Origin of the sequence: Hoyosella levis (genome assembly GCF_026008515.1) — a bacterium.
In the GTDB taxonomy this organism is placed as follows: Bacteria; Actinomycetota; Actinomycetes; order Mycobacteriales; family Mycobacteriaceae; genus Lolliginicoccus; species Lolliginicoccus levis.
The window spans coordinates 84082-110521 of record NZ_BQYM01000008.1; the positions used below are offsets into that span (position 1 = coordinate 84082).

Sequence of the window (26440 nt, forward strand, 5' to 3'; positions counted from 1 at the left end):
GCACCGGTGAACGGCAAGTCCAGGAACATGCTCGACCCCTACCTCCCCACCAGTGGGAACACTGGCTACCACGTATGCCGCTACGACCTCGCCCTCTCCTACCGCGTCACCACCAACCGGCTCGAGGGCCACGCGCTCGTCACCGCCACGGCCTCCGAGGACCTCAATACCATCGCCCTCGACCTCGGATCGGCTCTAAGGGTCACCAAGGTCAAGGTCAACGACGCCGGGGTCATCAAGTTCACTCATCGCGACAACAAGCTGCGCATCAAGCTCGCCGGGACCATCCGGCGCGGCGATCTGGTCCGCATCGACGTGCGCTACGCCGGGCACCCCAAGCCGCTCGACAACATGTTCGGCAGCATCGGCTGGGAGGAGCTCACCGAGGGCGCCATCACTGCCAACCAGCCCAACGGGGCATGCACCTGGTTCCCGTGCAACGACCACCCCAGCGCCAAGGCGTCGTATCGCATCTCCATCACCACCGAATCGACCTACCAGGCGCTCGCCAACGGCACGCTGGTCAGCCGCAAGTCCAGCGCCGGGACCACCACCTGGGTCTACGACCAGCCCGAGCCGATGTCGCCCTACCTCGCGACCGTGCATATCGGCCGATATACCACGCACACCGTCGCCGCCACGCCCGTGCTCATCAAGGCAGCAGTACCGCCGCTGCTGCGCCGCCGATTCGACCATGACTTCGCCCGGCAGCGCGACATGATGACCACCTTCATCAGCATGTTCGGGCCCTACCCGTTCCCCTCCTACACCGTCGTCGTCACCGAGGACGAGCTCGAGATCCCCCTCGAGGCGCAATGCCTGTCCATCTTCGGCGCCAACCATTGCGACGGCAGCCGCGGCTCCGAGCGCCTCATCGCGCATGAGCTCGCCCACCAGTGGTTCGGCAACAGCGTCACCGCCGCCCAGCACAAGGACATCTGGCTCCACGAAGGGTTTGCCTGCTACGCCGAATGGCTCTGGTCCGAGCACAGCGACGGCCCCACCGCCAAGGAATGGGCCGAGCACTACTGGACCAAGCTCGACAGCAGCCCCAAGGATCTGGTCCTCACCGATCCCGGCCCCCGCAACCTCTTCGACGACCGCGTCTACAAGCGGGGCGCCCTCGCCCTGCACTCCCTGCGCTGCCGCATCGGCGACGACGCCTTCTTCTCGCTGCTGCAGGACTGGACCACCCGGCACCGCTTCGGCACCGTCACCACGCAGAACTTCACCGAGCTCGCCAGCAACTACACCCGCCATGACCTCGACGGGATGTGGAACGAGTGGCTCACCCGGAAACCTCTTCCCAACCTTCCTTGACTGCGCGCGGCCGCCGAGAACCCAGAAGCACCAGCAGCAAGCACATCACCGCCACCGTCATGCCCACCAGGAACATCACCGGATAGCTCAGCCACGACGACGCCACCGCCATCGTCACCGGAACCGCGAACCCCAGATAGCTGAGCGAATAGAACACCGCGTTGAGCCCCGCCAGGTCATCCGGGGTGGCGATCCGCTGCACCTCCAGCAAGCCCGACACCAGAGCCATGCCGTAGCCCATGCCCAGCACTGCCGCCGCCAGCACCACCACCGGGATCGACAGGGTCAATGACGCCCATGCCGCCAGCGGCAGCGCCACGATCAACAAGCCAAACGCCGTGATCGACGACCGCGCCGAACCCGGGCGATCGATCCGCCGACCCAGCGCCTGGATGCCAAAGCCACAGCCGAGCGCGATGAGGCACAGCAACGCCGAGAACGCGATCGGCGCCGAGGACACCCGCTCCGACATCAACGCCGGCAAGATGGCGTACGCCGATGCTGCCGCGCCGAACACCCACGGCGCGAGCGGCACCACCACCAGCCAGAAGCGCCGGTGCGCCACCGACGGGATCCGCAGATCCTCCCGCAACGGAGCTGTCCGCTTGTCCGCTGGGATATCCACCCGCGTCTCCGGGACCCCCAGCAACCACACGAACCCGGCGGCTGTCACCACGATGTGGAAGAGATACGGGAAGCCGCTCGGCCACGGCCCCCACTCAGCCAGCACGCCCGCCACCCCAGCGCCCACACCGAATCCGGCGGTCAACGACATCGCCACCCGCCGCGGGCCAGCCCCCGCCGCCGCACCTGGCTCGAACGGCGCGCGCGACAGCTCAGTCAACCAACTGCCGCCCACGGCCATCGCCAGTCCCAGCGACACCCCGGACAGCAAGCGGCCCCCGATCAGCACGGCTGCATGATCCGAGCCCGCCGCCAGCACTGCAGAGCCTGCGATCGCCACCAGCGGGGCAGGCACCATCAGCGCCCGGCGCCCCCATCTATCCGATAGTGGCCCGCCCAGGAGCAACGCCGGAACGATCCCCAGCACATACGCGAACAACAACGTATCCACCACGACGTCAGAGAACCCCTGGTCCAGGCGATACATCGTCAGCAGCGGCGTGAACTCGTTCCCGCCCCACGCGATAGCGAACAAGGACACCGCGACAGGGACCCAGAAGCGGTGGTCCGGATTGCTGCTCGTGCCCGTCATGAGCCCGGCTCCTCGCTGCTCGATGTGCTCGGAGTGCTGCCGGTGGTGTCGCTGGGACTCGCGGTGCCAGACTGGCGCGCCTGTCCGCACTGATCCGGGCGCGACCGCGGCGGCAAGCGATGCACCGTCCGCATATGCCGCCATACCCGATCGGCATACCGCTCCGCATCGCCCTGCCGGATCGCATCGACCAGCGCGCCATGATCAGCGAGGATGTCCCTCGCGGCCTGCTCCCGCGACATCACCGACTGGTGCGACATGCGCCGCTGCCGGTCCCGCAACGTCGCGTAGAAGCCCTCGAGCAGCGGATTTCCCAGCGCGCCCACGATCGCGCCATGGAACAGGGCGTCACCCGCGCTGAACGCGGCCACATCCCCCGTCCGCGCGTCATCGCGCATCCGCGCCATCACGTGCTGCAGGCGTTGTACGACGTCCGATCGCCGATCCGGCTCCGCCGCCAACCGGCGCACCGCCTGGACCTCCACCAGGAACCGCGCCTCGACAACCGACTCCGCCTCGCCAGGCGCCACCGGGACCACCAGCGCGCCCCGCTTCGGGAACAGGCGCATCCACCCCTCCGATTGCAGGCGCAGGAAGCCCTCGCGCACTGGCGTGCGGGAGACCCCCAGCTCGCGTGCTACATCACCTTCGCTGAGCAGCTCGCCACCAGCGAGAGTTCCTGTGATGATCTGCTCCTTGACCGCCAGGTACACGCGGTCCGCCGCGGATTGCACCCCGCCCATCCCGCGCGCGTGGTCGGCAGCGGCCAGGGGTTCGGGGCGGTCGCGGGCAGGCCCTGGGGGACCGCCAGGAGATCCGGGATACAACATAGACACAAGATGTATTTATACGCCTGCTCGCGGTATCGCGCAGCGTGGGCGGGGTCGCGGCGGCCCTCGCAGCCGGCACCGATCGTGCAGATCCAGCCACCGTCCGCGGGGCCAGTTCTTCACGAACGATGGTCGCTAGGTTTAGCCAGCGCCACAGTGGGCACCCTTTGATCAGGGGGAGGACAACCAAGCAATAAGGAGGCAAAAATGGCCAAGTTCATGGACAAGCTGCGCCACAAGGGCCAAGAGCTCAAGGGCGAGACCAAGAAGGCAGCCGGCCGCGCCACTGATAACCCGCGCACCGAGCGCGAAGGCGCTGCCGAGAAGGCCGCGGGCCAGGCCAAGCAGGCCAAGGACCACGTGAGCGACGCTGCCGAGAAGGGCAAGCGCACAATCCGCGAGTAAGAGACAGCAAAGGCGGAGCCACTGCACCACGGTGGCTCCGCTTTTTGCTGCGGTAGGCGCTTGATTGCTGAAAGCCTCTCGCTGCGCGAAACAACCACGGCAGAGCGACCGGACTCACATGGCCACCGCGCTCACATTTGGGCGCTCACATTCGGGCCAGGCAGGCCACGCTGAGAGCGCCCCATGCAGCCGCGACACCCGCGACCTTCATCGCCTGATCGCGAGGCTCCAGCCCAGCACCGAAGATCACCGCGTCCGCGAAATCGGAGGCGGCCCGTGCCCCCGTCGCCAAGCGCAGGGCAGGCCCGGCGGGAGCGAGGACCATCGCGACCGCCATCGCCGCATCCCGCGCCGCGACGGCTCGTACTGTCATCTCCACCGGCCGAGGCACTTCCTGTGCGTCATCCACCAGCCCGCAGGGTGCCGCCAGCACCTTCGGCCGGAGCAGCACGGCGATGCTGTAGGCCAACGTCATGCATCCCACCGCTCTCGCTGCGCGAGGGGCGCTCAGGAGTTCTCTAGCCGCCATCTTGGATCCTTTTCCTCATCGGGTGCGCTGACATTCAGGAGCATCCGTCATTCAGGAGCGTCGTCTTCCGAGCGAACCGGCTTCACATCCGCGCGCTCGCTCAGGTTGCCACTTGCTCCCTCGCGCTCCCGCTCGTCGATGATGCCCTCCTCCAAGTCATCCACCTCAGCGGATAGCTCATTGCCAGTGTCGTTGCTCTCGTTCCACTGCTCCTGGTCCTTCTGCTCCTTGACCTGATCCTTCTGGTTGCTTGGCTCCCCTCGACCGCCCTCGTCGCGGTTCCGGTCGTCCTTGCTATTGCCATTCCCGCTCATCTAGCTCGCCGTCCTTCCGCCCACACAGGCAGTGTCCAAGCAGTCGCTCCGGCCTGGTGCGGTGCGGAGCAGAGCCGGATCGCTTCCCGGCGGCGTAGAGCCCTCGCCATGACCGTGCGCTCCGGCTGCCGAAGCGGCCGCTCATCGTGCAAGCCCTGGCTACCCGCACCACTCTGGTTCAAACCCGCCCCTGGTCGCGCGCCACGGTACCGGGCAGCCCTGCTGCACACGTTTGACCTGGTTTCCCAGCGGGTATGACCCGTATAGGAACGCGAGCCGCGCCACCAGGGGGCAGCCGCGCCCCTCGGCAAAGAAAAGGAGCGGGACATGAGATCCTCCACCCGCGTATTCCGGGGTGCTGCCACCGCTGGGGCGCTCCTCCTCGCTGCGATCGGTTGCGGCACAGAGACGGGCGGCGACGTGACCTGCGCGAGCTTCAACGAGCAGAGCAATACCGAGAAACGAGAGACCGCTGCGGAGTTCCTGCGGGAGGGATCAGACGAGCCCGGGGAGACCGACACCGCCGAGAGCGAGGCCGCGGTCGATGCCGCGGTGCTCATCATCATCACCTTCTGCGCGGTCGAGGAGAACAAGGACATCCCGATCAGGGACGCCGACCTCGATAGCTCGACCGAGTCCAGCCCGGTATAGCGCCAAGGCCTGCTGCCGCGCTCGCCCACGACTCGGGCGGCCCGGCACCGCTAAAGGATGAGCTTCGCCTACGCCAGACTTTCGCACGTCGGCCCAACCAGTCTCAAGACCCTTGCATACGACAAGGGCGCCAGGGGGCTCAAACCGCCTGCCAGCGGCAATACAGGCTCTTCTATCACGCCTAGAACAAACCATGCAATAACATTGGCGCACTACCTTCCAAGGCAAAACTAGCGCCAAGTTAGGGCGCGTCCGCCCGGCACTAGTCGACCAAATCCTTCGTAAGATGCAATTCGCCAGCTAAATGGGATAGAAATGCGTCCATTAGATCGATTGCGCTAATGAATCTATGACGCCGGCCGAACGACCTGCTGCCAAATTCCAGCTGATTGCTCACAATAGAGGGCGAAGTATCAGACGAAGGATCTTTGCTGCTGCTCTGCCACCCTACCAGAATTGCACGCCGACAGCAGCAAGACATTCAGGCCCTGACTACACACGAGGTAATCGAGATACTCAGCACGGCACCCCGCGAGCTACACGTGTCCCTATGTGCAAGCAACGACTACACTACGCGTAAGGCGCTAGCAATCGTTGCGGCGGTGCGCCAACGATTAATTCTCGCTCCAAGATTTGAGCCAAGAACCACACCGCCTATGACGCCTAGCCCGACTCGAGGCGGCTAGCCCCCACGCTGCGCACACCATCTTCGAATCCGCCTTGCATCCATACGACGCTCTCCACAGTGCAGGCTCCGACATCACGACGCGCGACGCGCTTGTTCCAGGCAATCTAACGCCTGACGAGCACCTCGCCGCCCTCCTAGTCAGAACTCCCCGCGCATCGGCACTACAGGCACCGGCCTGTTCTGACTAGAATCGCCCACATCGAGTGATCGGTGTGGGCATTCTTGTGGGACGCCGCTGCTCGTCCGCGCACCATGTTTCGCACCAGGCACAAACGAAGGTTAGGATGAAAGGGGCACAAACTGGCGTCCTTGGGATACCCTGACAGCAGGTGACCCGTTGTCGACGAAGGGGCTAGGCGCATGACTGATCAAACCGAAAATGCCAAGCAGGCGCTATACATTCTCGGTTTTGCAAGAGTCAGTTTCGAGGGCCTTGAGGCGCCACTCACAGTATCTGACGCAGTCAAGCAAAGCTGGCAGCCAGGTCGGCAACTGGAGATATACAAGCGACGCTGGACGCTCTCGCGCATCCTGGAAGACGACGGGGAGGGCTGGTACGGAAAAATCGGGTTCGTCAATAGCAACGAGGTCGACACACTCTTTTTCGACACCGAAACTAAAAACTTTGTTCGAGGCCAAGCCCCCTCGGGCGTTGTCGTACCATTCTATCTAAACCGCAACGGGCTTATAACCTACCAGCTCATTTCCAGCCTAGTTCGCGAGCAGACATTCATTCGAGCCTTTTCAGAATTGATGTCATCTGATGCAACACGACTTTATAGGTGGAAACTGGACCCTTACGTTCAGGACATTGAATACGAGGACTGGCGCAAGAGTACGACGCGTGTGACTCGCTTCGACTTCAGGCTTGAACGCCCGAATCCTAGCTATCATGACGACCAGATAGTTGAAACCCTAATCGAGGGGCTGAATGTCGAATATATTCGATTGACTGGGTCGGAATCTGCAGACGACGGCGTCTCCACAACGTCAGATCCATTCGAACAGGCTATGGATCATGTCTTACGCGGTTACGGAAAAGCCACACTCACGGGTATCGACGAGGAAGGAAACGAATCGATCTGGACTAAGGCGAAGCGAGCCGCGTCACGGATACCAGCGCGCGTAAAGTCGTATGGCCAAGGCGGCCAAGAGGCCCCCCTGGCCGAGCTTAAGTCGGGGATCGACTACCTCCCGAAGACATCAAGCGTGGCACCCCTGGAGCCAGAAGATGACGCGTACGTCGGGTAGTCCCAGCTTGTTCAAGCGTCTGCTCAACGAGTGGGACGCAGCCTTAGCCGTGCTGTGCGGCATAACCTTTGCAGTATTCGTAATCCCTAGCACTCGTGAACTTATCGACGCTCGGCCCTATCTGATCGGGTCGGCCACGACATGCGCTACGATCGCAGCTAGCTGGACGATCGGAATGCGCTGGCTAAGCGACTTTCTTCATAAAACCGAATACGGCGAGCTCGTTCGAACTGTAGACATCAACGAACGTCGAGCATCGAAGCCATATTGGATCGTAATGATCACGGGTTACGCACTAGCATTGCTGTCGATATTTACTATCGTCTTATATGAAACTTTGTCGAGGGTCGTTGTGGCGATTCTTCTTTCAGTGATCTTAGGTGGCACGATCTATTGCATCCTGGGGTCCATATCGCTTGGCCGTGTTACACGGAGACACCAGGCTCGCGCTTCTCGGGTCAAGGCAATCAAAGAGGAGAGCATGCGCCTCGCCCGCGAGCAGAGGCGAAAAGATGCCGAGTAGTTCGATCCCGTTCAATCATGTGCGCAGGGTGTCATCACACCTAACATAATGTGCGTGCCCGCCATCGACATCTAAGGTGTGGCAGATTCAGGCGCGTGACCGCCAGCACATCGGCAAAGCGATTCAATCAAAACTCGTCACCAATTTCTGCAGTTCTCGATTCAAAGGCGCGAGTCTCGCTCACGTCGTAGGCGCGGACTGGTGAAATCTATCTCCTCCACAGCATCGCACTCAACTTCAATCGTGACTCGGTGGTCGTCGGAAACCGCTACCAGTCAGGATGTCGACACCTCCATAAATTCTTTGGCGGCCTGACCGTACAGGCTAAGGACCTGTTGGCTGTTATCAAACATCGCCTGTAATTTGTAGCAACATTTTTTTGCAGCTGACACGGCATCCGTATGAGTGAAACTGCTCCCGGTCCGGACGATCAGGCGCAGGATCAGTTCGATCAATGAAGTTTCATTGGTGTACGCACATCGGACATCACATATCTAACCCGCGAGGACAGTTCTATTACCGTTGCTGGGTCAAGGAAGATCTATCGAGAATAATATTTGACTGGCCGGCAACGTACTGCATGCGCGCTTAGTTGGCGATCGACACTCCCGAAATGGCCGTTGCAGCTTGGCCGGCGACGTAGCCGGATCCAGTTTTCACTCGAACTGCGGACTTCAGTTCACCTCCGGGGTAGGCACGCCGACTTATGCGCGTTTTGGATCGCCAGGACCGATGGGCGAAACGGAGATTACTGGAACAAAACAGTTGCGGTGATTCTGCGGTCGGCTTTCAAGCACGGGTACCAGTACTGACAAAGAGTTTCCGTACCATATCGTTGGCTACTGATCTTGATTACTGGGGGCTTTCTAGAATATTCGAAGCAGGCGCTCCACAGTCGGAATACTCAACCGTCCGAGATTGCAGACAGTCGTCTAACGCGCCCAGTCAAACCCTGTATCACTGTCCAATTTCTGTGTGAACCCCTGAAAAATGCCTAGGCCTTCGAGGTTTTGACCTTCTTCGATTTTCACCGCACGTTCAATCTCACCATTGCCAGCTACACGCTGCGAATCATCCGACCTTTCCTTGCCTTGTAGCACGACACTGTTGGAGTTTCGGTACCTCTAGAAAAGTTGCGGACCCACGCTCGAGTCGGTTCACGTCAACTCTTCTGCGCTCACTGGCCACCCAATATCCAATAATAACCGGTACGAAAACTATGACGAGACTGGAGGTTGAAATAGACGCGATTATAGCGTCCAACTTATTAATTTTGTGTGAGCAATCCAGTAGCCAATCTAATTGACATGAAGCACCGGCCCGCAGAACCATAGAATGGTAACTCTGCGCAATGTATTGGTCCACTTAGTCGGCATACCCTGGCAGTTTACTTACCCAGTGACGACAGCATATCTGGGCCGTCCGACAGATTGTTATTGACGAACCACGTCATCGCGACAAACCTTGGGCTTCTATGGCTCTGGTGCCCTTGCCAGGATTCAACGTCTTCCTGCCGACACAAGTTCAAGTTCGATCAGGTCTACGTCAATGATGCACAGGCCTTGCGTCGAGAAGCCGGGCCTACTTCTCATGCTCGAATCCTTCCAGAGGCACCTTCGCGATTAGTTCTAGCTCTATCCGCAGCATCGAGCTATCGTTGCGGCCCTGCCACCAGACAGTAGCTGATCCACCCCCAACTGCATACGCGGATGGTATCGCTATCTGCCACCACTGAGTCATTGAACTTCCCTCGATGAGCGTAGCCACACTGCCGACTAGTCGCGCATTCATTTCACTTGCAGGGACCTCCGTCAGTCTTGGCGTGATCTCCTTTAGTGGCCGACCACAGCACGTTTCGGTCGTTCGTGCGCTTGCTGGCATGCCTGCAAGCAGGGGGCACCGCCGTACCTGCACACCCCCAAGGCTGAACCAGGGCGCAAACGGTGCAGATACCGCGGCATGTTCCAGACCGGCAAGCGATATCTGCCTTTGGAGCGTTGGACCAATAGTTACCACAACCTGATCACACACGGCTTCGACCCGAGAATGCCAAAAGCCCCAGGTCAAACACTGTTTGACCTGGGGCTTTCCGTGAGCCGCCTGGGGGAATCGAACCCCCGACCTTTTCATTACGAGTGAAGCGCTCTACCGACTGAGCTAAGGCGGCGTGCCGGGGCGTGCGCCTCGGCGTTGTGCAGTCTAGCGGGTACGCGCGGGGTTTGGAAAACATGCTGGTCATCCGGGCGGCTTGCAAGCCCTCCCCCGTCCCGCATCATCCCTGGCGCATGTGCTCGCTGATGGTAGTGAGCATGGCGGTGATGGCCAGCTCTGGCTTCGTGTTGGTGGCGAGGGTGTCGCGGCAGTGGAGGATCGCGTCGATGCAATGCAGCAGCGTCTCGGGGCGGGTGGTCCGGGCGAGCTGAGCGATGTCCTCGGACTTGTCGGGATGGATGGGGCCGATGGTGGTGCCAATGCTGGCAAGCAGCGCGTCGCGGTAGTAGCCGGCGAGATCGATCAGGGCACGGTCGAGCGCGTCGCGGATCGCACGGGTAGCGCGCGACTTCTGCTTGCGCTCGAGTTCCTTGAGCACTCCTGCGGAACCGCGGAGCGCTCCGGCAGCCCCCTTGCCGGTACCTCCTGCTCCGAGCGCGGTGCGTAGTTCCTCGGTCTCCCGGGCATCGATCTCGGTGGTGAGGGTCTTGGCGTCCTCGGTGGCCGTGGCGAGGAGGGTGTCGGCCGCGTTGATGGCAGCGGCGGGGCGGTCGAGCGTCGGCGGCATCGCGAGGACGGTCGCGCGCCGGTGGCGGGCTTGCTCATCGGTGGCGAGCCGGCGGGCCCGGCCGATGTGCCCGGCGGAGATGGCGGCGGCCCAGTGGGCGGTCTCGGGATCGAGGTGTTCGCGCGCCTCGAGGGCCTCAGCGATGGCGGTGGTGCTCGGGGTGGTGAGGGTGATGAGCCGGCAGCGGGAGCGGAGGGTGACGGCGATGTCGTGCGGGTCCGGGGACGGGGCGCACAGCATGAAGACGGTGTGGGTGGGCGGTTCCTCGACCATCTTGAGCAGCGCGTTGGCGGCGCCCTCCGTGAGCCGGTCGGCGTCCTCGATGATGATGATGTGCCAGGCTCCGACACTGGGGCGGCGCGCTGCGGTGCGGACGATGGCGCGCATCTCGGCGGTGGCGATGCTGAGGCCCTCGGGGATGATGCGCCGCACGTCGGAGTGGTTTCCCTCGAGCGTGCTCGTGCAGGCGGCGCAGTGCCCGCAGCCGGGCTCGTCGGGGCTGGTGCATTGCAGGGCCGCGGCGAGGCAGAGGGCAGCGATGGAGCGGCCGGAGCCAGGCGGTCCGGTGAACAACCAGGCGTGGGTCATGGCGGAGTGCCCGGGGCTGGCGCTGCCGCGCGTGCTGCGACGGGCATCGGTGGATGCGGCCAGGAGCTCGCCGATGGCGTTGTCCTGGCCGAGGAGTTTGTCGAACACTGCTGCCACAAGGGCAGCGTAGCGCTGTGGCCGCTCTCGTGGTTACTGGCTGGGTGGTTACTGGCTGGGTGAGTGGTTACCGCCAAGTGGTTACCGCTGGCGGCGGGGATGCGCGAGGATCGTGGTCATGGGTGCGCGGAATTCATTGGCTGGGGCGCGGGAGTCCGTCATGGTTGTCGCGCGGGGATCGGTCGCGCGGCCGTGGCCGTTGTACGCGACGGGCATGCAGGTAGCGAACGTAGCGGGCGCGGTGTTCGTGTTTGGCTTCCTGCAGTTCCTCCTGCCGGGCGGGGACGCGGTGCGGCTGGTCGAGCTGCTCGATGCGGAGCGGCTTGGCCCCTTCCTGGCATACCTGGTCTTCACGGCAGTGGTGAGCACGGTGGTGGCGTGGTGGCTGGCGTTGCCGGTGATCGTGTGGCAGCAAGACCCTGGGGATGGCGCGCGGGGGCTCGTGGCGCGGGATCGGGCCTTGAAGATCCCGCAGCTGCTGACCTGGGTCTACGCGGCGTTCTGGCTGGTCGGCGGCGTCATCTTCGTGGTGTCGACGGCGCAGTCGGTGGAGCTAGTGGTGATCACGTCGGTGACGGTAGTTATTGGCGGGGCGACAGCGTGCGCGGTGGGGTACTTGTTCGCGGAGCGAGTGCTGCGGCCGGTGCACGCGGCGGCGATGGCGGTGGGCGACGCGAGCCTCCGGCATCCGCCGAGCGTATCGAGCCGCCTGCTAGTGGGGTGGGCGGTGAGCGTCCTGGTTCCCGTCGCAGGGATTCTGGTGGTCACGAACTCCGCGTTGACAGGCAGCCTCGTGGCGGACACGAGCGCGGTGCTGACCTCGATCATGGCGTTGTGCGCGGCCCTGGTGGTGGCGAGCTTCGTGGTGACGAAGCTGACGTCGAGCGCCATCGCGGATCCGATCGCGCAGTTGCGGTCCGCGCTGCGGCGGGTCGAGGCGGGGCGATTCGATACCCCGGTGCGGATCTTCGACGCGACAGAGCTGGGCCAGTTGCAGGCGGGCTTCAACGAGATGGTGCGGTCGCTGGCGGAGCGGGAGCAGATCCGGGAGGTCTTCGGGCGCTACGTCGGCACCGATGTGGCGCGGCGAGCATTGAACGACGGCGTGCGGCTCGGTGGCGAGGAGCGCTTCGTGGCGGTGCTGTTCGTTGACCTGGTGGGATCGACAACGTTGGCCACGCGGCGGGATCCGGCGGAGATCGTGACGTTGCTCAATGAGTTCTTCCGCGTCGCGGTGGAGGTGATCGACCGCTTCGATGGGCTAGTGAACAAGTTCCTCGGTGATGCTGTGCTGGCGGTTTTCGGCGCGCCGCTGGAGCATCCGGATCCGGCGGCCGCGGCACTGGGTGCAGCGCGAGAGCTGGCGCAGCGATTGCCGTATGTGCTGCTCGCGGGCAGCGACGATGCGCCGGTCGGGTTTGGGATCGGGGTTGCTGCGGGCACGGTAGTGGCGGGCAACATCGGTGCCGCGCATCGCCTGGAGTACACAGTGATCGGTGATCCGGTGAACGAGGCGGCCCGGATCACGGAGCTTGCGAAGGACGAGCCGGGGGCGGTGCTGGCCTCGTCGGTAGCGGTGGAGCGGGCGCATCCGGACGAGGCCGAGAAGTGGACGATCGTGCGGTCGGTGGAACTCCGGGGGCGGGGGGTGGCGAGCGAGCTGGCCGCGCCGGGCCGGGGCCCCACTTCTACGGATGATGCCGCGGGCAGTGGCGCTGCGCAGGAGCCACCGCTCTAGCCGGCAACGACTTCCCTCCCGGCGGCAGTCGCCGGAAAGCTGTGCGTGCCCGGCCGCCCTTTCCCCGCTATTCCTCTGCCGCTATTCCTCGGCAGGCGGGGCGTCCTTCTTCGCCGGGGCTTTCTTGGCCGGCGCCTTCTTAGCGGTGGACTTCTTCGCAGCTGTTTTGGTCGCAGTCTTCTTCGCAGCGGCCTTCTTCGCGGGCGCCTTCTTGGCAGCGGCCTTCTTCGCGGGAGCCTTCTTGGTGGTCTTCTTCGCTGGCCCGCGGGCACGCCGGTCGGCGAGCAGCTCGGCCCCCCGCTCAACGGTGAGGGATTCGACCTCGTCGCCCTTGCGGAGGCTCGCGTTGGTCTCGCCATCGGTGACGTAGGGGCCGAACCGGCCGTCCTTGATCACCATCGGCTTGCCGCTCGCGGGATCGTCGCCTACCTCGCGGAGTGGCGGCGCTGCGGCCTGGCGCCCGCGTCGCTTCGGCTCGGCGTAGATCTTGACTGCCTCGTCGAGAGTGACGCTGAAGATCTGGTCCTCGGTGGCGAGCGAGCGGGAGTCGGTGCCCTTCTTGAGGTACGGGCCGTAGCGACCGTTCTGCGCGGTGATCTCGGTGCCAGTCTCGGGATCGCTGCCCACGACGCGAGGCAGGGAGAGCAACGTCAGAGCGTCGTCAAGGGTGACGGTGGCGATGTCCATGGACTTGAACAGCGACCCGGTGCGCGGCTTGGGCTTCTTCTTGGTGGACTCGTCGCTGTCGGGGACGATCTCGGTGACGTAGGGGCCGAAACGGCCTTCCTTGGCGACGATCTCGTGCCCGGTCTCGGGGTCGGTGCCGAGGCTGCGGCCTTCCTGGGGGGTCGCGAAGAGCTTCTCGGCGATCTCGAGGGTGAGCTCGTCCGGAGGAAGGTCGTCGGGAAGGTTGGCGCGCTGGGACTTCGGTTCGCCGCTGTCGCTGGTGACGGTGCGCTCGAGATAGGGGCCGAACCGGCCGACGCGCACGAAGATGTCCCGGTCCTCGCTGTCGGTGAACAGCTTGATGGAGTTGATCTCGCGCGCGTCGATGCCTTCGAGGTTGACTCCGACGAGCTTCTTGAGGCCACCGAGTCGGGCGAGCGTTCCTTCCGCGCTGGTGTCGTCGCCGAAGTAGAACGCGCCGAGCCAATGGGAGCGGCCCTGGCGGCCCTCAGCAATGGCGTCGAGGTCATCCTCCATGGAGGCGGTGAAGTCATAGTCAACGAGGCGGCCGAAGTGCTGCTCGAGCAGCCCGACGACGGAGAACGCGACCCAGGAGGGGACGAGCGCGCTGCCCTTCTTGTAGACGTAGCCGCGGTCCTGGATGGTCTTGATGATCGACGCATAGGTGGAGGGTCGGCCGATGCCTTCCTCCTCGAGCTTCTTCACCAGCGACGCCTCGGTGAAGCGTGACGGTGGATTCGTGGTGTGGCCCTCGGGGGAGAGCTTGTCGGCGTTGACGGCGTGGCCCTCGGCAAGCCGGGGCAGACGGCGTTCCTCGTCGTCGGCCTGGCCGCCGGACTCATCATCGACCGTCTCGACGTAGGCGCTGAGGAAGCCGGGGAAGGTGATGGTGCGCCCCGAGGAGCTGAAGGTGCACTCCTCGCCGGTGGCGGCCGTGCCGGTGATGCGCAGGCTCAGCGTGGTTCCCTTGGCGTCGGCCATCTGGGAGGCGACGGTGCGTTGCCAGATGAGCTCGTACAGCCGGAACTCATCCTGCTCGAGCACGCGGCTGAGCTGGCCCGGCGTGCGGAACGATTCGCCGGATGGGCGGATGGCCTCGTGCGCTTCCTGCGCGTTCTTGACCTTGCGGGTGTACTGGCGGGGCGAGGGCGAGACGTACTCGGGCCCGTAGAGCTCCCGGGCCTGGTTGCGGGCTGCGGTGATGGCGGACTCGGACAGGGTCGTCGAGTCGGTACGCATGTAGGTGATGTAGCCGTTCTCGTAGAGCCGCTGCGCGGTGCGCATGGTGCGGTCCGCCGAGAATCGCAGCTTCCGTCCAGCTTCCTGCTGCAGGGTCGAGGTCATGAACGGCGCGTACGGCTTGCGCGTGTAGGGCTTCTCCTCGGCGGAGGTGACGACGAGCCCGACACCGGCGAGCGCGTCGGCGAGACGGTTCGCGTGTGCCTCATCGAGGACGATGACGTTATCGGAGTTCTTGCGCTTGCCATCGGGGCCGAAGTCACGGCCTGTGGCCACCCGCGCCCCATCCACGGCGCTGAGCTTGGCTCCGAAGGCGCGCGGTGAAGCGCTTTCCCCGGCATCGAGGGTGGCGGCGATGTCCCAGAAGCTCGCGGAGCGGAACCGCATGCGCTCGCGCTCGCGCTGCACGATGATGCGCGTGGCAACGGATTGCACGCGGCCTGCCGACAGCTTCGGCATGACCTTCTTCCACAGCACCGGGCTGACCTCGTAGCCGTAGAGGCGGTCGACTATGCGGCGTGTCTCCTGGGCATCAACGAGATCGGTATCGAGGTCGCGGGGATTCTCGGCGGCGGCGCGGATCGCGGACTCGGTGATCTCGTGGAACACCATGCGCCGGACGGGGATCTTCGGCTTGAGCGTCTCGAGGAGGTGCCAGGCGATGGCCTCGCCCTCGCGGTCACCATCTGTGGCGAGGTAGAGCTCGTCGACATCCTTCAGCAGGCTCTTGAGCTCGGTGACGGTGGATTTCTTGTCCGCGCTGACGACATACAGCGGCTCGAAGTCAGCATCGACGTTCACGCCGAGGCGCGCCCACGGCTCGCCCTTGTAGCGGGCAGGAACATCCGCCGCGCCCTTGGGCAGGTCGCGGATATGCCCGCGCGACGACTCGACGACGTAGTTCGCGCCCAGGTAGGAGGCAATCTTCTTTGCCTTGGTGGGCGACTCCACGATCACCAGGCGCCGGGTTGCCGCCGGCTTCCCGGAGCGCGCCGAACCATTCGCCGTGCCACTTCCGCGTGCTGCCACCTGACGCTCGTACCTTTCTGAATTCCTGCAAGGATGTCATTCAACGCTGCCGTTCAACGCTGTCACTCAACACTGACACAGGCAGTGCCGTTCATGCCGCAACCTGTCTGCCACCGCTGTGCCCAACGGAGGCAAGTATGCAGCACCAGTCCGACATCGCGCCCATCGGACGATGCGAGCTTGCTCGACCGATGGATGCGCAGGGGCTACTCGCCTGGTTCAGCAGGAGCCTCCGCGGGCTCTTCCCCGGGCTCTTCCGCGGGGGTCGCTGCAGGGTCCTCCGCAGGGGGTTCTTCCGCGGGTGGATCCTCGGCGGGGGGATCTTCGGGCGCCACGAGGGGCTGGCAGGCCGGCACATCCTCGATCACCGCATCAAGCTCGTCGGACTGGTATCGCTCGAGATCGGCGAAGGCGCCCGTGATGGGGTTCGGTGTGCCCTCGATGCGCTCGGTGAACTCTGACATCGCTACTGGGTCGCCAGGCTCCATCTCGTCGAGGGAGGCACGCAGCGCGTCGACCTCGTCCGCGGCCTGCTGCGTGGAGTTCGAGAGGTGCTCGGCGAGGCCCGGCGGGATGTCATCCACGGGCGGGTCACCGAGCTCACGGAAGCTGACCGCGGAATCTGCTAGCACGGTGCGCAGATGGACATAGAGATCGAGATACGTCTGGCGGGCCTGCTCCACCTCCGCCGGCGGCTCGGCGACGACAACGTCGTAGTACTCGAACGCATCCGTGAGCGCCACGAATGGCCCGCAGTACCGGGTGAGCCAGTCCTCGGTGGCGATCGTTTCCTCGGTCGCGCTCGCGGAGCCGGAGCTATCCCCCGCGGATCCGTCGTCCGCTGCGTCGTCGCTGCCGCACGCTGCCAGCAGCGGCTGCGCGACGAGGACCGCGAGCGCGATCATGCTGGTGCGAGCCGACGTTCCCATGGACTGTTCCCCGCTTCCCGATGGCCGGGCGGAGCCGAATTCTCCGCTACCGTGGAGTCTTTCTTGAGGACACCGTAGCGCTCGGGAACGGGGAGCGGGTGCGAAGTCGCGCAAGCCGGACCTGCCTCGAGGGCACTGGGCGCGCCGCGCGGCCAGCCCGGACGGCGAGAGGAACGATCAGCCCACCCGGTACCCCGTCAGCGCTCGGGCCTGCGCCCCGTAGCCATCGCGGGTCGGGTGGAAGGGCAGCAGGTCCTCGTGGAAGTCACCGATCCGCGTGATCCATCGCTGGCCGATCGGCTGGCACGCATCGTGGCCCGCTGTCGCATCCTTCAAGGACCAGAACTCCACCCCCAGCGATGCCGCGGCGGCCCGCTGGGCAGACTCGATGCGGTCAAGGACCGTGCGCGCATAGGCCGCGCGCGGCTGGAAGTCCGGTGCCTCCAGCCCGTTGATCGGCAAGCACACCGAGGTGTCGCGCGGCAGCACCGTCGGGTAGCCCACGATCGCGATCCGCGCGTTCGGCGCCTCCGAGCGGATCCGGCCGATGATGTCGCCACTGTCTCCGGCGGTCAGTCGTCGCGCCAGCTCAGGGCCGGTGATGGCGTCCGGCCGCACCGCCGCTGGGTCGGCCGCATCGTTGCACCCGTTGATGAAGTCGAGCACGCACGTGCCCACCGACCATGCGGCACTGCGGCCCGCGCCGCCGTAGGTCTCGTTGCCCGCGAACTGGATCGTCACCAGTTCCGTTCGCGGCCCCATCGCACCGGCGGCCGTACTGATCTGCTGTCCAAACGTATTGGTGCCGCGACCATCAACAACAGCGCCGGAGCACGAGGCGTCGAACCAATCCCCGCCAAGCCCCCATTGCTGCGCGAACTGCTTGGGCCAGGCAAAGGGCAGCTGCGGGCAGCCCCCGAACGGGTCATAGCTGGGCCCCGAGGTGAAGCTATCCCCCAGGGACACGTAGCGGGCACCGGCCTGATCGCCTGGCTGCGCGCCCGCGATGCCGTGCCCTCCAATCGAAAGCCCGGCGACCGCAAGCGCGCTCGCTGCCGCCACGGTCACTCCACGTCCCAGGGTTCTCGTCCAGTTCATGCGCACACCGATCACCGTGCCAGACACCTCCTGTCGGCGCGGCAGGTGTCCGGATATCCGGCAAAATCGGGATCGCGCGCGATCGACGTAGACTGCCCACGTCCAGCGCGCGGGAAAGGAGCAGGCTATGGCAGGCCACGGCCTTGGCGATGATCTGCTCGCCGCCATCGCGGACCGATCCCCCGCACTGCTCACCGGCGCGCCCACTCATATAGACCGCGAGCAGGGAAGGCCCGGCATTCACCAGGCCTGGCCGGACTGGACCTACCCTGGCCTGCGCGATGAGCTCATCGAGCGTGGCATCACCGCCCCCTACGCGCACCAGGTGGAGGCGGCCAGCCTCGCCCGCGACGGGCAGCATGTCGTCCTCGCCACCGGCACCTCCTCCGGGAAGTCACTGGCATACCTGCTGCCCGCCCTCACCGCGCTCGCCGAGCAGCCCCGCGCCACCGCCCTCTACCTCTCACCCACCAAAGCGCTCGGTGCCGACCAGCTGCGCGCCACCCGATCGCTGACCAGCGCGGTTCCCGGGCTCGCCTCCGCCGAGCCGCATCTCTATGACGGTGACACCCCGACCGATCACCGCCGCTGGATCCGCGATACCAGCAGGCTCGTGTTCACCAATCCCGACATGCTGCACGTCGGCATCCTCCCGAACCATCCACGGTGGAGCCGCTTCCTGCGGGGCCTGAGCTACGTGATCATCGACGAGTGCCACCACTACCGCGGTGTCTTCGGATCCCATGTGGCCTGGACGATCCGCCGACTGCGCCGCATCGCAGCCCGCTATGGATCGCACCCGGTGTTCGTGCTCGCCAGCGCCACCACCGCCAATCCCGCGGAGGCCGCCACAAGGCTCATCGGCGCCGACTGCCAGGCCGTCACCGAGGACGCCGCGCCGCGCGGCCACCGCACCACCGTCCTGTGGGAGCCCGGCCTGGCTGGCTCCGGGGATCCGGCGCAGCGCCACTCCCCGCACACCGAGGCCGCCCTGTTCACCGCTGCCCTCGTCGAGCAGGGAGCACGCACCCTGATGTTCGTGCGCTCGCGGGCAGGGGCTGAGCATGCCGCGATGATGGTGCGCGAGCGGCTCGGCCCGCCCCTCGCCGGGACCGTCGCCGCCTACCGCGCGGGATACCTGCCGGAGGACCGGCGCCGCCTCGAGGCAGGCCTGGCCAGCGGCGAGCTGCGCGCCGTCGCCACGACCAATGCGCTGGAGCTCGGCATCGACATCGCGGGGCTCGATGCGGTGGTGCTCACGGGGTTTCCGGGCACGGTCGCCTCGTTCCGGCAGCAAGCAGGCCGGGCCGGGCGGCGCGGGCAGGGCGCGCTCGTGGTGCTCGTCGCCCGCGATGATCCACTGGACAACTACCTGATCCACAATCCCGCCGCTTTGCTCGACAAGCCCGTGGAGGCGACGGTGACCAACCCCGCCAATCCCTATATCGCTGCCCCGCAGGTGATGTGCGCCGCGACGGAGCTACCGCTCTCCGACGAGGAAGTCACTGACCTCGGCATCGCGGGAACTGTCGCTGGTCTCGCCGGCCAAGGATTCCTGCGGCGCCGGCCACGCGGATGGTTCCCCGCTCCCGGCATTGACGCGCACGGCAAGACCGGCCTGCGCGGCACGATGCTCGAGCAGGTCGTGATCGTCGAGTCGGCCACCGGCCGACTGCTCGGCACGGTCGATGCGTCGCGGGCGCCCGCGACGGTGCATCCGGGCGCGGTCCATCTGCACCAGGGCGAGGTTTTTGTCGTGGATGATCTCGACCTCGAGGAGGGCATCGCGCGGGTCACCGCGGGCGATCCTGGCTACACCACCGTCGCCCGGTCGGTGAGCGATATCCGCATCATCGAGGTGATCCGGTCACAGCAGCACGGGCCAGTAACGGTAGGGCTCGCCCGCGTCGATGTGACAAGCCGCATCACCAACTACCTCCGGCGCGGACCGGGCGGCGAGGTGCTCGCCACCATCGACCTGGACATGCCGGAATCGACCCTGCCCACGGTCGCGGTCGCGTGGACGCACACCCTGGGGAGCCTCGGCGCCGCGGGCATCGCCGACGAGGACATCCCCGGAGCGCTCCACGCTGCCGAGCACGCGGCGATTGGCCTGCTGCCTCTCTTCGCGAGCTGCGATCGCAACGACATCGGTGGGGTATCCACAGCTCTGCACCCCGATACCGGCATGCCCTCGGTATTCGTCTACGACGGCCATCCAGGAGGCGCGGGCATCGCCGAGCACGGCCACGACCACATCCGGCAATGGCTCTCCGCGACGCGTGCCACGATCCGCGGGTGCCGTTGCCGCGCCGGGTGCCCATCCTGCGTGCAATCACCCAAGTGCGGCAACGGCAACGAGCCGCTCGACAAGGCCGCGGCGGTCCGCGTGCTCAGCACTGTCCTCGACGCCCTCGGCTAGCTGGCCAGATTGCCGGCTAGCTCCCGTCGACGCGCTGGGCGGTCTCGGAGAGGATCGAGACGTACTCGTCGAGTCCCCACGTGAGCGACAGCGCCGTGGGCGGGGAGACAGCCGCGATGAACGAGGTGCCGACGATCTCGGCCACGCGCCCGTCCTGTACCTGGCCCATCAGCTCGGCCTCGGGGGAGGTGAGGAACTCCGCGGACGCTTCGGGGGTATCCGCGTAGGAGACAAGGATGTCGCTCTCGAGGTCGCCGAGGCGTTCCTGGCTGAGCGTGTAGTAGAACGTTGAGTCACCGTTGGCGAGCGCATCGACGCTCTCGGCGTTGACGAGCCCGAGGTCGAGGGTGAAGCCGACCCGCGGATCGGCTGGCTTGTAGACGTAGAACGCATCGGGAGTGTTGAACACCATCGCGACGGACTTGCCCGCCAGCTCGGGGTGCTCCTCGGCCTTCGCGGCGATCTGAGCCTCGATATCGGCGAGCAGTGCATCGGCCTCATCGGCCTTGCCGAGGGCCTCGCCAACGATGCGGATGGTCTCGCGCCAAGGTGTGGACCATGCCTTGTCCGGGTACGCGACGGTCGGCGCGATCTGGCTGAGCTGCTCATAATCGGACTCGGTGATGCCGGAGTAGACGGCCAGGATCAGGTCCGGCGCTGCCGCAGCGATAGCCTCGAACGGAGGCTCGCTGGCTTCCGGCAACATCGTGGGCGTGGCGTCACCGCTCTCATCGAGAGCTTCCTGGACCCAGGGCAGCATGCCGTTCTCATCGCCGCCATAGGTCTGGCTCTGGATCGCCACGGGCGTGACGCCGAGCGCGACAGCAGCATCAGCACTGCCCCAGCCCCAGGTAGCAACACGCTCCGGGGAATCCTCGATGGTGGTCTCCCCAAAAGCATGGGAAATGGTGATGGGGAACTCTCCATCACCGGAGGAAGCGTTGGTCGACTGCTCGGCCTGGCCACCGCAGGCGGCCACGGCGAGCGTCATGCTCGCGAGCAGCGCGCCCAGCAGGGGCGCGGCGCGATGGCGACGATGCACCATGGTTAACTCCTTGGCTCACGGAATCAATGTTGCGGCGAACCCTAGTTCCCCAGCTTTTGCCCTAGTTGTATACGCGGTTATCCAGCATCGATGACGACAATTCAGGTCCGGCCCGCGCGCTCGCGCGCACCTGCCACGCCGCGATCCACTCCCCTTCCGTCCCGCTTGCTCGCCGCACCGGCCGCACGACATCGACGCGCACATCCCCGCCGTCGATCCGGCACTCCTCGAGGGTGACCCGATTGCGCCGGGCAATCTCGCGGGCGACCGCGCACGGCTCGCCCGGCAGCGCCCAGGCGTGATGCTGGGCGGCCGCGAGCGCCGCGAGATCGGCACCCGCCTGCGCCGAATGCCGGGCCGCCACCACCGCAACAAGGTGAAGCACCATGACAACGATGAGAACAAGGACCAACATGCCGGCCGCAGCGATCACCGTTGCGCTGCCGTCGTCATTGCCCAATCGTGTAGCGCGCGAGCTCAACCCTGCCGCCTGCCTGGCTCGATGGCAGCAATCGATTCGGCAGTCAGCGTGAGACCAGGAAGCATGGCTGGCCGTAGCGTCACCCTGGCAGTCACCAGCATTCCGTCGTCAGCGATCGAGATCGTCGCGTCGCCGGGCGCGAGCCGGGCGCCCGCATCGACCGCCCGGCCCTGCTCGTCCCGGGCAGCCACGAGCGCCACCTCGCGTGCCGCATCGATGCACCGCACATAGGAGGCACCGACTCCCAGCACGCCTACGCACATGCCGATCACCATGACGAGGATCGCCATCGCGAGCGCTGTCTCCACCGTCACGGCGCCCTCGTCGTCGCCAAGGCGACGTCTCGCGGTGCGCTGGCCAGCTGGGCTAGGGGGTCTAGCTGGAGCCGGGGGTCCAGCTAGATCTGGGTGGATAGGGCCTGCTCGATGATCCTGGTCAGCGCGCCAACGACCGCGTCGCTCGAGACCACGGCGTAGAGCAATGCCGCGAACGCGGCTGCCGCCACGGTGCCTATTGCATACTCGACGGTGCTCATTCCCTCGTCGTCGCGGGCAAGCTGGCGGAGCCTGCCGACCGGAATGCGTGGTGCCTTCATTGTTTTCCTTTCGATTGCCCGGTCGCCGGTTGGCGTCCCGGGAGGATTCATACGTTTCCGCGAACGGGGCCCGGAAGTCGGTGCAGGCTCGGACTTCGGCGGGGGCGCGGATGTCGATAGATGCAGGGATGTCGATGGAGGCTGGAATGCTCATCGCAGGACCGCCGGGGCGAGCTGGGTGGCAAGGCCGACCACGACGGGGATGATCCCGAGGCAGAGGAACGCAGGCAGGAAGCAGAGCCCAAGGGGCGCGGCGATGAGGACGGATGCTTTCTCGGCACGCGCGATGGCAGCATGGTGCTGCTCGTCGCGCAGCGTTCGCGCAGCGCTTCTGGCTGTCGCAGCGAGTTGGGTCCCGGTGCGATGCGAGCGCTGTGCCGCTCGCGCGAAGGCCCGCTCTTCAGGGGATGTGGCGGCGGTCGACCAGGCGGTGGCAGCGTCAATTCCGAACCCAAGCAGTTCGGCCACGCGCCCAAAGATGGTGGTTCCCGTGGCGCGGGCGACCGCTTGGGCGGCCGCGGCAGGCCCGAGGCCCGCCGTCAGGCAGGCAGCGTAGAGGTCGAGCGCGAGCGGTTCGAGCGGGGCTTGCCGTGCCGTGGGCGCGATGCTCCCCACGACGCCTCCCTCGCGGCGGTGGATCTGGCTCAGCCGGGGCACGAGCGCCCGCTCCGGGTAGGCGAGGATTCCGGCTCCAGCGAGAATGCACGCGATGGCTGTGGCTGTGGTCATCCGCGGGCCGCCTTCTCAGTAATGGCGTGTGTCCACAGCAAACCGGTGCACGCGAGGGTGGCGCCGACGAGCAGCAGCGCGTTGCCGATCGATGTAGTGACAAGGACGCGCAGCGGGCTCGCGCCGATCAGTTCACCGAGGATCGTGCCGAGCGCGGGAAGCATTGCGAGCAGGACTGCGGTCGCCCGGGCGCCGGCGAGCGTTGCGCGTACGTGCTTGTCGTGCCTGTCGCCGAGAACGAGCCCGGCCCTGGCCTCATCGAGCAGGGTCGCGAGAGGTACGCCTTGGGTGGTGGCTAGCATCCAGGCTGCTCCGATGTGCCTCACGCGGGCATCCGCGCCTGGGTACTCGAACGCTCCGGCGACGGGCAGGCCTAGCTGCGTCCGTGCTGACGCCCGGGCGAAGGCTCCGGCGATGCTCTGCTGATGATCGCTGCGAAGGCCGGCCGTCGCAGCGGCGGGGTGAGCACCGGCGCGCAGCTCAGCGATGATGTCATCGAGGCAACCTAGGAGTGTCGCGGCGGATAGCTCGGTTGCCCGGCGCGACCGTGCGCGCGAATGTAGGCGTCCGGCCGTGGCCGCGATGATGACCGCGACCAGCGTGAGTGCAGGGCCGAGCAGGATCACGGTTGCCAGCAGTGCGAGGGCACCGGCCATCCACTGCCACCCCCGGACGTGGGCGCGCAGCCGGAGCTGCCTCGCTAGCCATGCGTGGCGGGCGATCCCGAGCTGCTCGAGCCGGGGACGCACGGTCGCGGCGGGGATTGCGAGCAATGCCGCGGCCGCGAGGATGAGGCTAGGGCCCATGGTGCCCTCCGGTGGTGTGGTCCTGCCGGGCGAGCAGTGCGAGGAGGTCCGTCCATGCCGTGCTCGCGCCGTGCCGCGCCGTCCATGCGGTCTCGACGGTGGTGAGTCCGTTCGGGTGGGGCTTGATGATCCCGATCTCTGCGAGCACGCGCTGCGTGTGCTCGCGCTGGACATGAAGCACGACGTGGGCGGCCGCCGCGAGCTGGGCATGGAGAGCTCGCCGTGGCAATCCGCCGAGCGCTGCGAGCGCTTCGAGACGGGCGGGGAGCTCGCGGGGCGAATTTGCGTGCACGGTTCCCGCCCCTCCCTCGTGCCCGGTGTTGAGCGCTGCGAGAAGGTCGACGACCTCGCTGCCGCGCACCTCACCGATGACGAGCCGATCAGGACGCATGCGCAGCGCCTGGCGGATGAGGTCGCGCAGCGGTATGGCGCCGATGCCCTCGATGTTGGCGGCGCGGGCGGCGAGCCGCACGAGGTGCGGGTGAGGTGGATTGAGCTCGGTGGCGTCCTCGATGCAGATGATGCGCTCGTGACGGGGCACCTCTGCGAGCAGGGCAGCGAGCAGCGTGGTCTTGCCTGTACCGGTGCCTCCGGTGATGAGGAACGAGCGGCGCGCGTGGATGAGCGACTCGAGCAACTGCTGGCTGGCCGGGGTAAGCATGCCAGTGCCCGTCAGATCACGGAGGCTGTGGCGAGCGGGCCGGAGGATGCGCAGGGAGATGCACGTTCCGTCGACGGATAGCGGGGGCAGCATGGCATGCAGCCGGACCGAGGTGGCGGCGTGACCACGGGGCACGTGGCCGTCGACCCAGGGCTGTGATTCATCGAGTCGTTTGCCCGCAGCGATGGCGAGGCGCTGGGCAAGGCGCCGGACGGATTGCTCATCGGGCAGGTGCACCTCCGTGGGGGCGAGGCCGCTGCCCCGGTCGGCGTATACGGTCCCGGCACCGTTGACGATCACATCAGTGATGGTCTCGTCGTCGAGCAGGGCGTCGAGCGGGCCTGCGCCGTTGAGGTCGGTATGCACCGCGCGGAGGACCGCGAGGGTGTCGTGATCGCTGATCATCCCGCGCGACTCGTCGCGAATCAGGGTTACGAGTTGCTCCGGGGTGGGGTGCTGGTTGTTGTCGGCCAGCCGCGCCCGGACCCTGTCGAGAAGCTGCGCGTGCTGCTGGGTCATGTCGCCCCGCTTGTGGAGGTGGGCCTGCCCTGGTCGATGGATGGCTGCGCGAGCACAGACATGGCTGCTTTGCGCAGCGGCGACCGGGCGGACAGGCTCAGGCCGCTGGTGTCGATCCGGTAATCGAGCCGGGGCTCAGGGCGCATGGAGGCAATCACTCGGGCATTGCATGCCTGGCTGATGGTGGTGGCCGCGAGTCCACTGGGCGCGGGCCCGCGGACGATGATGCCGATGTCGCGGCTGCGCGGCCGCGTCCATTGCATGACCTTTTGCGCCGCTGCGCAGGCCCTGAGGTTGGCGGGAACCACGATGACGGTGAGGTCGGCCGCGGCGCAGGCGGTGACTGCGGCGGCGTCTCCGGTGCGTGGCATGTCGCAGACCGTGAGCCGCCCGGAATCGCGGGCGGAGGCAAGGATGGTCTCGAGCGCGGGCGGGCTAGGCGGTGTCACCTCGGTGCCGCGCTGGTGGGCGAGGAACGCCGTGGTGCCGTGGGAGGGCAGCGCGGACCACAGTGCTTCGGGCGCGATGCTGCCCGTGATGGCCGCGATGTCATGCCAGCGGGGCCCGGGATCGTTCTCCGCTGCGAGCAGCAGGTCAATGCCGCAGCCGTGGCCATCGAGGTCGATGACGAGGGAGTCATGCACGTGGGCCAGAGCGAGCGCGGCAGCGAACACGGTCGCGCCGGCTCCGCCGCAGGCACCGGTGACAGCGATAGTGCGGCCACGGCTGGTGCTGCTGCGCGAGCGGAGGCCGGAAATGGCCTGCATCATGGCGTGCTCGTCGTCTGGGAGCTCGAAGACGTGCTCGGTGCCGAGCGCGACATGATCGCGCCATGCGTCCGGGCTGGGGCGGGCGGTGTTGCCGCGGACAACCACACTGATGATGCTGCTCCGGCGGCCGAGCCCGCTCTCCCGGCAGCGCCGGGCACCGAGGTCGTCAAGGATCACGAGCGGCGCGGTCTCCCAGAGCGTGCGCAGTGACGGCGCCTCGCTGGTGCTGGATAGGCCCCGGGCCGCGGGAAGTGCGCTGCTCCCAGGTTCATGCTGGTCCGCCTCGACGATGCCGAGGCCAAGCGAGGCGGTGATGCGCCGGGTGCTGGCGAGCAGCTCGGGATCGTGGATATGGGCGAGCGCGGCGTCGGGATGGGCCGGATATGCGTGGTCCGCGCCGGGAAGCTTGGGCATGCCCCAACTGTGCGGGGACGCCATTCAAGGTTCGAGCTACAGCAGCTCGACTGTGGATAAACCGGCC

The 26440-nt window shown here is 66.1% G+C and carries 23 protein-coding genes and 1 tRNA gene; 6 read left to right on the top strand and 18 right to left on the bottom strand.

Features of this window, described 5'->3' with window-relative positions; genetic code table 11:
• Positions 1–27 precede the first annotated feature (27 nt).
• Positions 28–1320 carry a M1 family metallopeptidase gene (locus tag QC765_RS10225; protein ID WP_278314461.1) on the top strand — a complete coding sequence of 431 codons (1293 nt, stop codon included), beginning with the start codon at positions 28–30 and terminating at the stop codon, positions 1318–1320.
• Here QC765_RS10225 and QC765_RS10230 read toward each other — a convergent pair.
• Together QC765_RS10230 and QC765_RS10235 are read right to left on the bottom strand one after the other, a co-directional pair.
• The gene (locus QC765_RS10230; RefSeq protein WP_278314335.1) at positions 1289–2536 is read right to left on the bottom strand and encodes an MFS transporter; all 1248 of its coding nucleotides are present in this window, start codon (positions 2534–2536) and stop codon (positions 1289–1291) included. The two genes, QC765_RS10225 and QC765_RS10230, sit on opposite strands and share 32 nt — an antisense overlap.
• Complete coding sequence (locus QC765_RS10235; protein WP_278314462.1) at positions 2533–3279, bottom strand: GntR family transcriptional regulator; 747 nt, start codon at positions 3277–3279, stop codon at positions 2533–2535. The genes QC765_RS10230 and QC765_RS10235 overlap by 4 nt, the downstream gene beginning before the upstream one ends.
• A gap of 294 nt (positions 3280–3573) precedes the next feature.
• Here QC765_RS10235 and QC765_RS10240 point away from each other — a divergent pair, with 294 nt between their 5' ends.
• The gene (locus tag QC765_RS10240) at positions 3574–3771 is read left to right on the top strand and encodes a CsbD family protein (RefSeq protein WP_278314336.1); all 198 of its coding nucleotides are present in this window, start codon (positions 3574–3576) and stop codon (positions 3769–3771) included.
• A gap of 145 nt (positions 3772–3916) precedes the next feature.
• Here the strand turns inward: QC765_RS10240 and QC765_RS10245 are convergent, their stop codons facing one another.
• Entirely contained in the window at positions 3917–4246 is a 330-nt protein-coding gene (locus QC765_RS10245) for a hypothetical protein (protein WP_278314337.1), read from the bottom strand.
• Between the two features lie 101 nt (positions 4247–4347).
• Entirely contained in the window at positions 4348–4614 is a 267-nt protein-coding gene (locus tag QC765_RS10250; RefSeq protein WP_278314338.1) for a hypothetical protein, read from the bottom strand.
• A gap of 327 nt (positions 4615–4941) precedes the next feature.
• Here QC765_RS10250 and QC765_RS10255 point away from each other — a divergent pair, with 327 nt between their 5' ends.
• Together QC765_RS10255 and QC765_RS10260 are read left to right on the top strand one after the other, a co-directional pair.
• On the top strand, positions 4942–5265 hold the full coding sequence (locus QC765_RS10255; RefSeq protein WP_278314339.1) for a hypothetical protein: 324 nt from the start codon (positions 4942–4944) through the stop codon (positions 5263–5265).
• A 1048-nt stretch (positions 5266–6313) separates the two neighbouring features.
• Positions 6314–7204 (top strand): DUF4747 family protein, encoded by an 891-nt coding sequence (locus QC765_RS10260; protein WP_278314340.1) that lies wholly within the window; start codon positions 6314–6316, stop codon positions 7202–7204.
• Positions 7205–8002: 798 nt separating this feature from the next.
• Here QC765_RS10260 and QC765_RS10265 read toward each other — a convergent pair.
• The 3 genes from QC765_RS10265 to QC765_RS10275 all read right to left on the bottom strand — a co-directional run bounded on the left by QC765_RS10265 (position 8003) and on the right by QC765_RS10275 (position 11211).
• Positions 8003–8182, bottom strand: coding sequence for a hypothetical protein (locus QC765_RS10265; protein ID WP_278314341.1), 180 nt, complete (start codon positions 8180–8182; stop codon positions 8003–8005).
• Positions 8183–9821: 1639 nt separating this feature from the next.
• Positions 9822–9894: transfer RNA gene (locus QC765_RS10270), tRNA-Thr, on the bottom strand.
• 105 nt (positions 9895–9999) lie between these two features.
• On the bottom strand, positions 10000–11211 hold the full coding sequence (locus tag QC765_RS10275) for a DNA polymerase III subunit delta' (RefSeq protein WP_278314342.1): 1212 nt from the start codon (positions 11209–11211) through the stop codon (positions 10000–10002).
• Between the two features lie 118 nt (positions 11212–11329).
• On the opposite strand from QC765_RS10275, the gene QC765_RS10280 reads away from it, so the two are divergent.
• A complete protein-coding gene (locus tag QC765_RS10280) occupies positions 11330–12949 on the top strand; it encodes an adenylate/guanylate cyclase domain-containing protein (RefSeq protein ID WP_278314343.1) in 1620 nt (539 codons plus the stop codon).
• Between the two features lie 81 nt (positions 12950–13030).
• Here QC765_RS10280 and topA read toward each other — a convergent pair whose 3' ends face one another.
• From topA to QC765_RS10295, 3 genes are all read right to left on the bottom strand, one after another.
• Positions 13031–15904 carry a type I DNA topoisomerase gene (topA, locus tag QC765_RS10285; RefSeq protein WP_278314344.1) on the bottom strand — a complete coding sequence of 958 codons (2874 nt, stop codon included), beginning with the start codon at positions 15902–15904 and terminating at the stop codon, positions 13031–13033.
• Positions 15905–16110: 206 nt separating this feature from the next.
• Positions 16111–16833 (bottom strand): hypothetical protein, encoded by a 723-nt coding sequence (locus tag QC765_RS10290; protein ID WP_278314345.1) that lies wholly within the window; start codon positions 16831–16833, stop codon positions 16111–16113.
• Positions 16834–17010: 177 nt separating this feature from the next.
• On the bottom strand, positions 17011–17931 hold the full coding sequence (locus tag QC765_RS10295; protein ID WP_278314346.1) for an SGNH/GDSL hydrolase family protein: 921 nt from the start codon (positions 17929–17931) through the stop codon (positions 17011–17013).
• Between the two features lie 127 nt (positions 17932–18058).
• Between QC765_RS10295 and sftH the strand changes: the two genes are divergently transcribed.
• Entirely contained in the window at positions 18059–20353 is a 2295-nt protein-coding gene (gene sftH, locus QC765_RS10300; protein ID WP_278314347.1) for a DEAD/DEAH box helicase, read from the top strand.
• Positions 20354–20369: 16 nt separating this feature from the next.
• On the opposite strand, the gene QC765_RS10305 is transcribed toward sftH, so the two are convergent.
• From QC765_RS10305 to ssd, 8 genes are all read right to left on the bottom strand, one after another.
• Complete coding sequence (locus QC765_RS10305; RefSeq protein WP_278314348.1) at positions 20370–21398, bottom strand: iron-siderophore ABC transporter substrate-binding protein; 1029 nt, start codon at positions 21396–21398, stop codon at positions 20370–20372.
• 61 nt (positions 21399–21459) lie between these two features.
• Complete coding sequence (locus QC765_RS10310) at positions 21460–21879, bottom strand: Rv3654c family TadE-like protein (RefSeq protein WP_278314349.1); 420 nt, start codon at positions 21877–21879, stop codon at positions 21460–21462.
• Positions 21876–22193 carry a TadE family type IV pilus minor pilin gene (locus tag QC765_RS10315; RefSeq protein WP_278314350.1) on the bottom strand — a complete coding sequence of 106 codons (318 nt, stop codon included), beginning with the start codon at positions 22191–22193 and terminating at the stop codon, positions 21876–21878. The genes QC765_RS10310 and QC765_RS10315 overlap by 4 nt, the downstream gene beginning before the upstream one ends.
• A gap of 83 nt (positions 22194–22276) precedes the next feature.
• Entirely contained in the window at positions 22277–22474 is a 198-nt protein-coding gene (locus tag QC765_RS10320) for a DUF4244 domain-containing protein (protein WP_278314351.1), read from the bottom strand.
• A gap of 150 nt (positions 22475–22624) precedes the next feature.
• Positions 22625–23203, bottom strand: coding sequence for a type II secretion system F family protein (locus tag QC765_RS10325; protein ID WP_278314352.1), 579 nt, complete (start codon positions 23201–23203; stop codon positions 22625–22627).
• Entirely contained in the window at positions 23200–24009 is an 810-nt protein-coding gene (locus tag QC765_RS10330) for a type II secretion system F family protein (RefSeq protein ID WP_278314353.1), read from the bottom strand. The genes QC765_RS10325 and QC765_RS10330 overlap by 4 nt, the downstream gene beginning before the upstream one ends.
• Entirely contained in the window at positions 23999–25189 is a 1191-nt protein-coding gene (locus QC765_RS10335; protein ID WP_278314354.1) for a TadA family conjugal transfer-associated ATPase, read from the bottom strand. Before QC765_RS10335 ends, QC765_RS10330 begins: the two co-directional genes overlap by 11 nt.
• Positions 25186–26373: a septum site-determining protein Ssd gene (gene ssd, locus QC765_RS10340; RefSeq protein ID WP_278314355.1), complete on the bottom strand. Its 1188-nt coding sequence runs from the start codon at positions 26371–26373 to the stop codon at positions 25186–25188. Before ssd ends, QC765_RS10335 begins: the two co-directional genes overlap by 4 nt.
• Positions 26374–26440: the final 67 nt, after the last annotated feature.

Coding starts and splice junctions, on each gene's coding strand:
- QC765_RS10225 (WP_278314461.1), top strand. CDS start 28: ATGCTCGACCCCTACCTCCCCACCAGTGGGAACACTGGCTACCACGTA.
- QC765_RS10230 (WP_278314335.1), bottom strand. CDS start 2,536: ATGACGGGCACGAGCAGCAATCCGGACCACCGCTTCTGGGTCCCTGTC.
- QC765_RS10235 (WP_278314462.1), bottom strand. CDS start 3,279: ATGGGCGGGGTGCAATCCGCGGCGGACCGCGTGTACCTGGCGGTCAAG.
- QC765_RS10240 (WP_278314336.1), top strand. CDS start 3,574: ATGGCCAAGTTCATGGACAAGCTGCGCCACAAGGGCCAAGAGCTCAAG.
- QC765_RS10245 (WP_278314337.1), bottom strand. CDS start 4,246: ATGACGTTGGCCTACAGCATCGCCGTGCTGCTCCGGCCGAAGGTGCTG.
- QC765_RS10250 (WP_278314338.1), bottom strand. CDS start 4,614: ATGAGCGGGAATGGCAATAGCAAGGACGACCGGAACCGCGACGAGGGC.
- QC765_RS10255 (WP_278314339.1), top strand. CDS start 4,942: ATGAGATCCTCCACCCGCGTATTCCGGGGTGCTGCCACCGCTGGGGCG.
- QC765_RS10260 (WP_278314340.1), top strand. CDS start 6,314: ATGACTGATCAAACCGAAAATGCCAAGCAGGCGCTATACATTCTCGGT.
- QC765_RS10280 (WP_278314343.1), top strand. CDS start 11,330: ATGGGTGCGCGGAATTCATTGGCTGGGGCGCGGGAGTCCGTCATGGTT.
- QC765_RS10290 (WP_278314345.1), bottom strand. CDS start 16,833: ATGGGAACGTCGGCTCGCACCAGCATGATCGCGCTCGCGGTCCTCGTC.
- QC765_RS10295 (WP_278314346.1), bottom strand. CDS start 17,931: ATGAACTGGACGAGAACCCTGGGACGTGGAGTGACCGTGGCGGCAGCG.
- sftH (WP_278314347.1), top strand. CDS start 18,059: ATGGCAGGCCACGGCCTTGGCGATGATCTGCTCGCCGCCATCGCGGAC.
- QC765_RS10305 (WP_278314348.1), bottom strand. CDS start 21,398: ATGGTGCATCGTCGCCATCGCGCCGCGCCCCTGCTGGGCGCGCTGCTC.
- QC765_RS10320 (WP_278314351.1), bottom strand. CDS start 22,474: ATGAAGGCACCACGCATTCCGGTCGGCAGGCTCCGCCAGCTTGCCCGC.
- QC765_RS10325 (WP_278314352.1), bottom strand. CDS start 23,203: ATGACCACAGCCACAGCCATCGCGTGCATTCTCGCTGGAGCCGGAATC.
- QC765_RS10330 (WP_278314353.1), bottom strand. CDS start 24,009: ATGGGCCCTAGCCTCATCCTCGCGGCCGCGGCATTGCTCGCAATCCCC.
- QC765_RS10335 (WP_278314354.1), bottom strand. CDS start 25,189: ATGACCCAGCAGCACGCGCAGCTTCTCGACAGGGTCCGGGCGCGGCTG.
- ssd (WP_278314355.1), bottom strand. CDS start 26,373: ATGCCCAAGCTTCCCGGCGCGGACCACGCATATCCGGCCCATCCCGAC.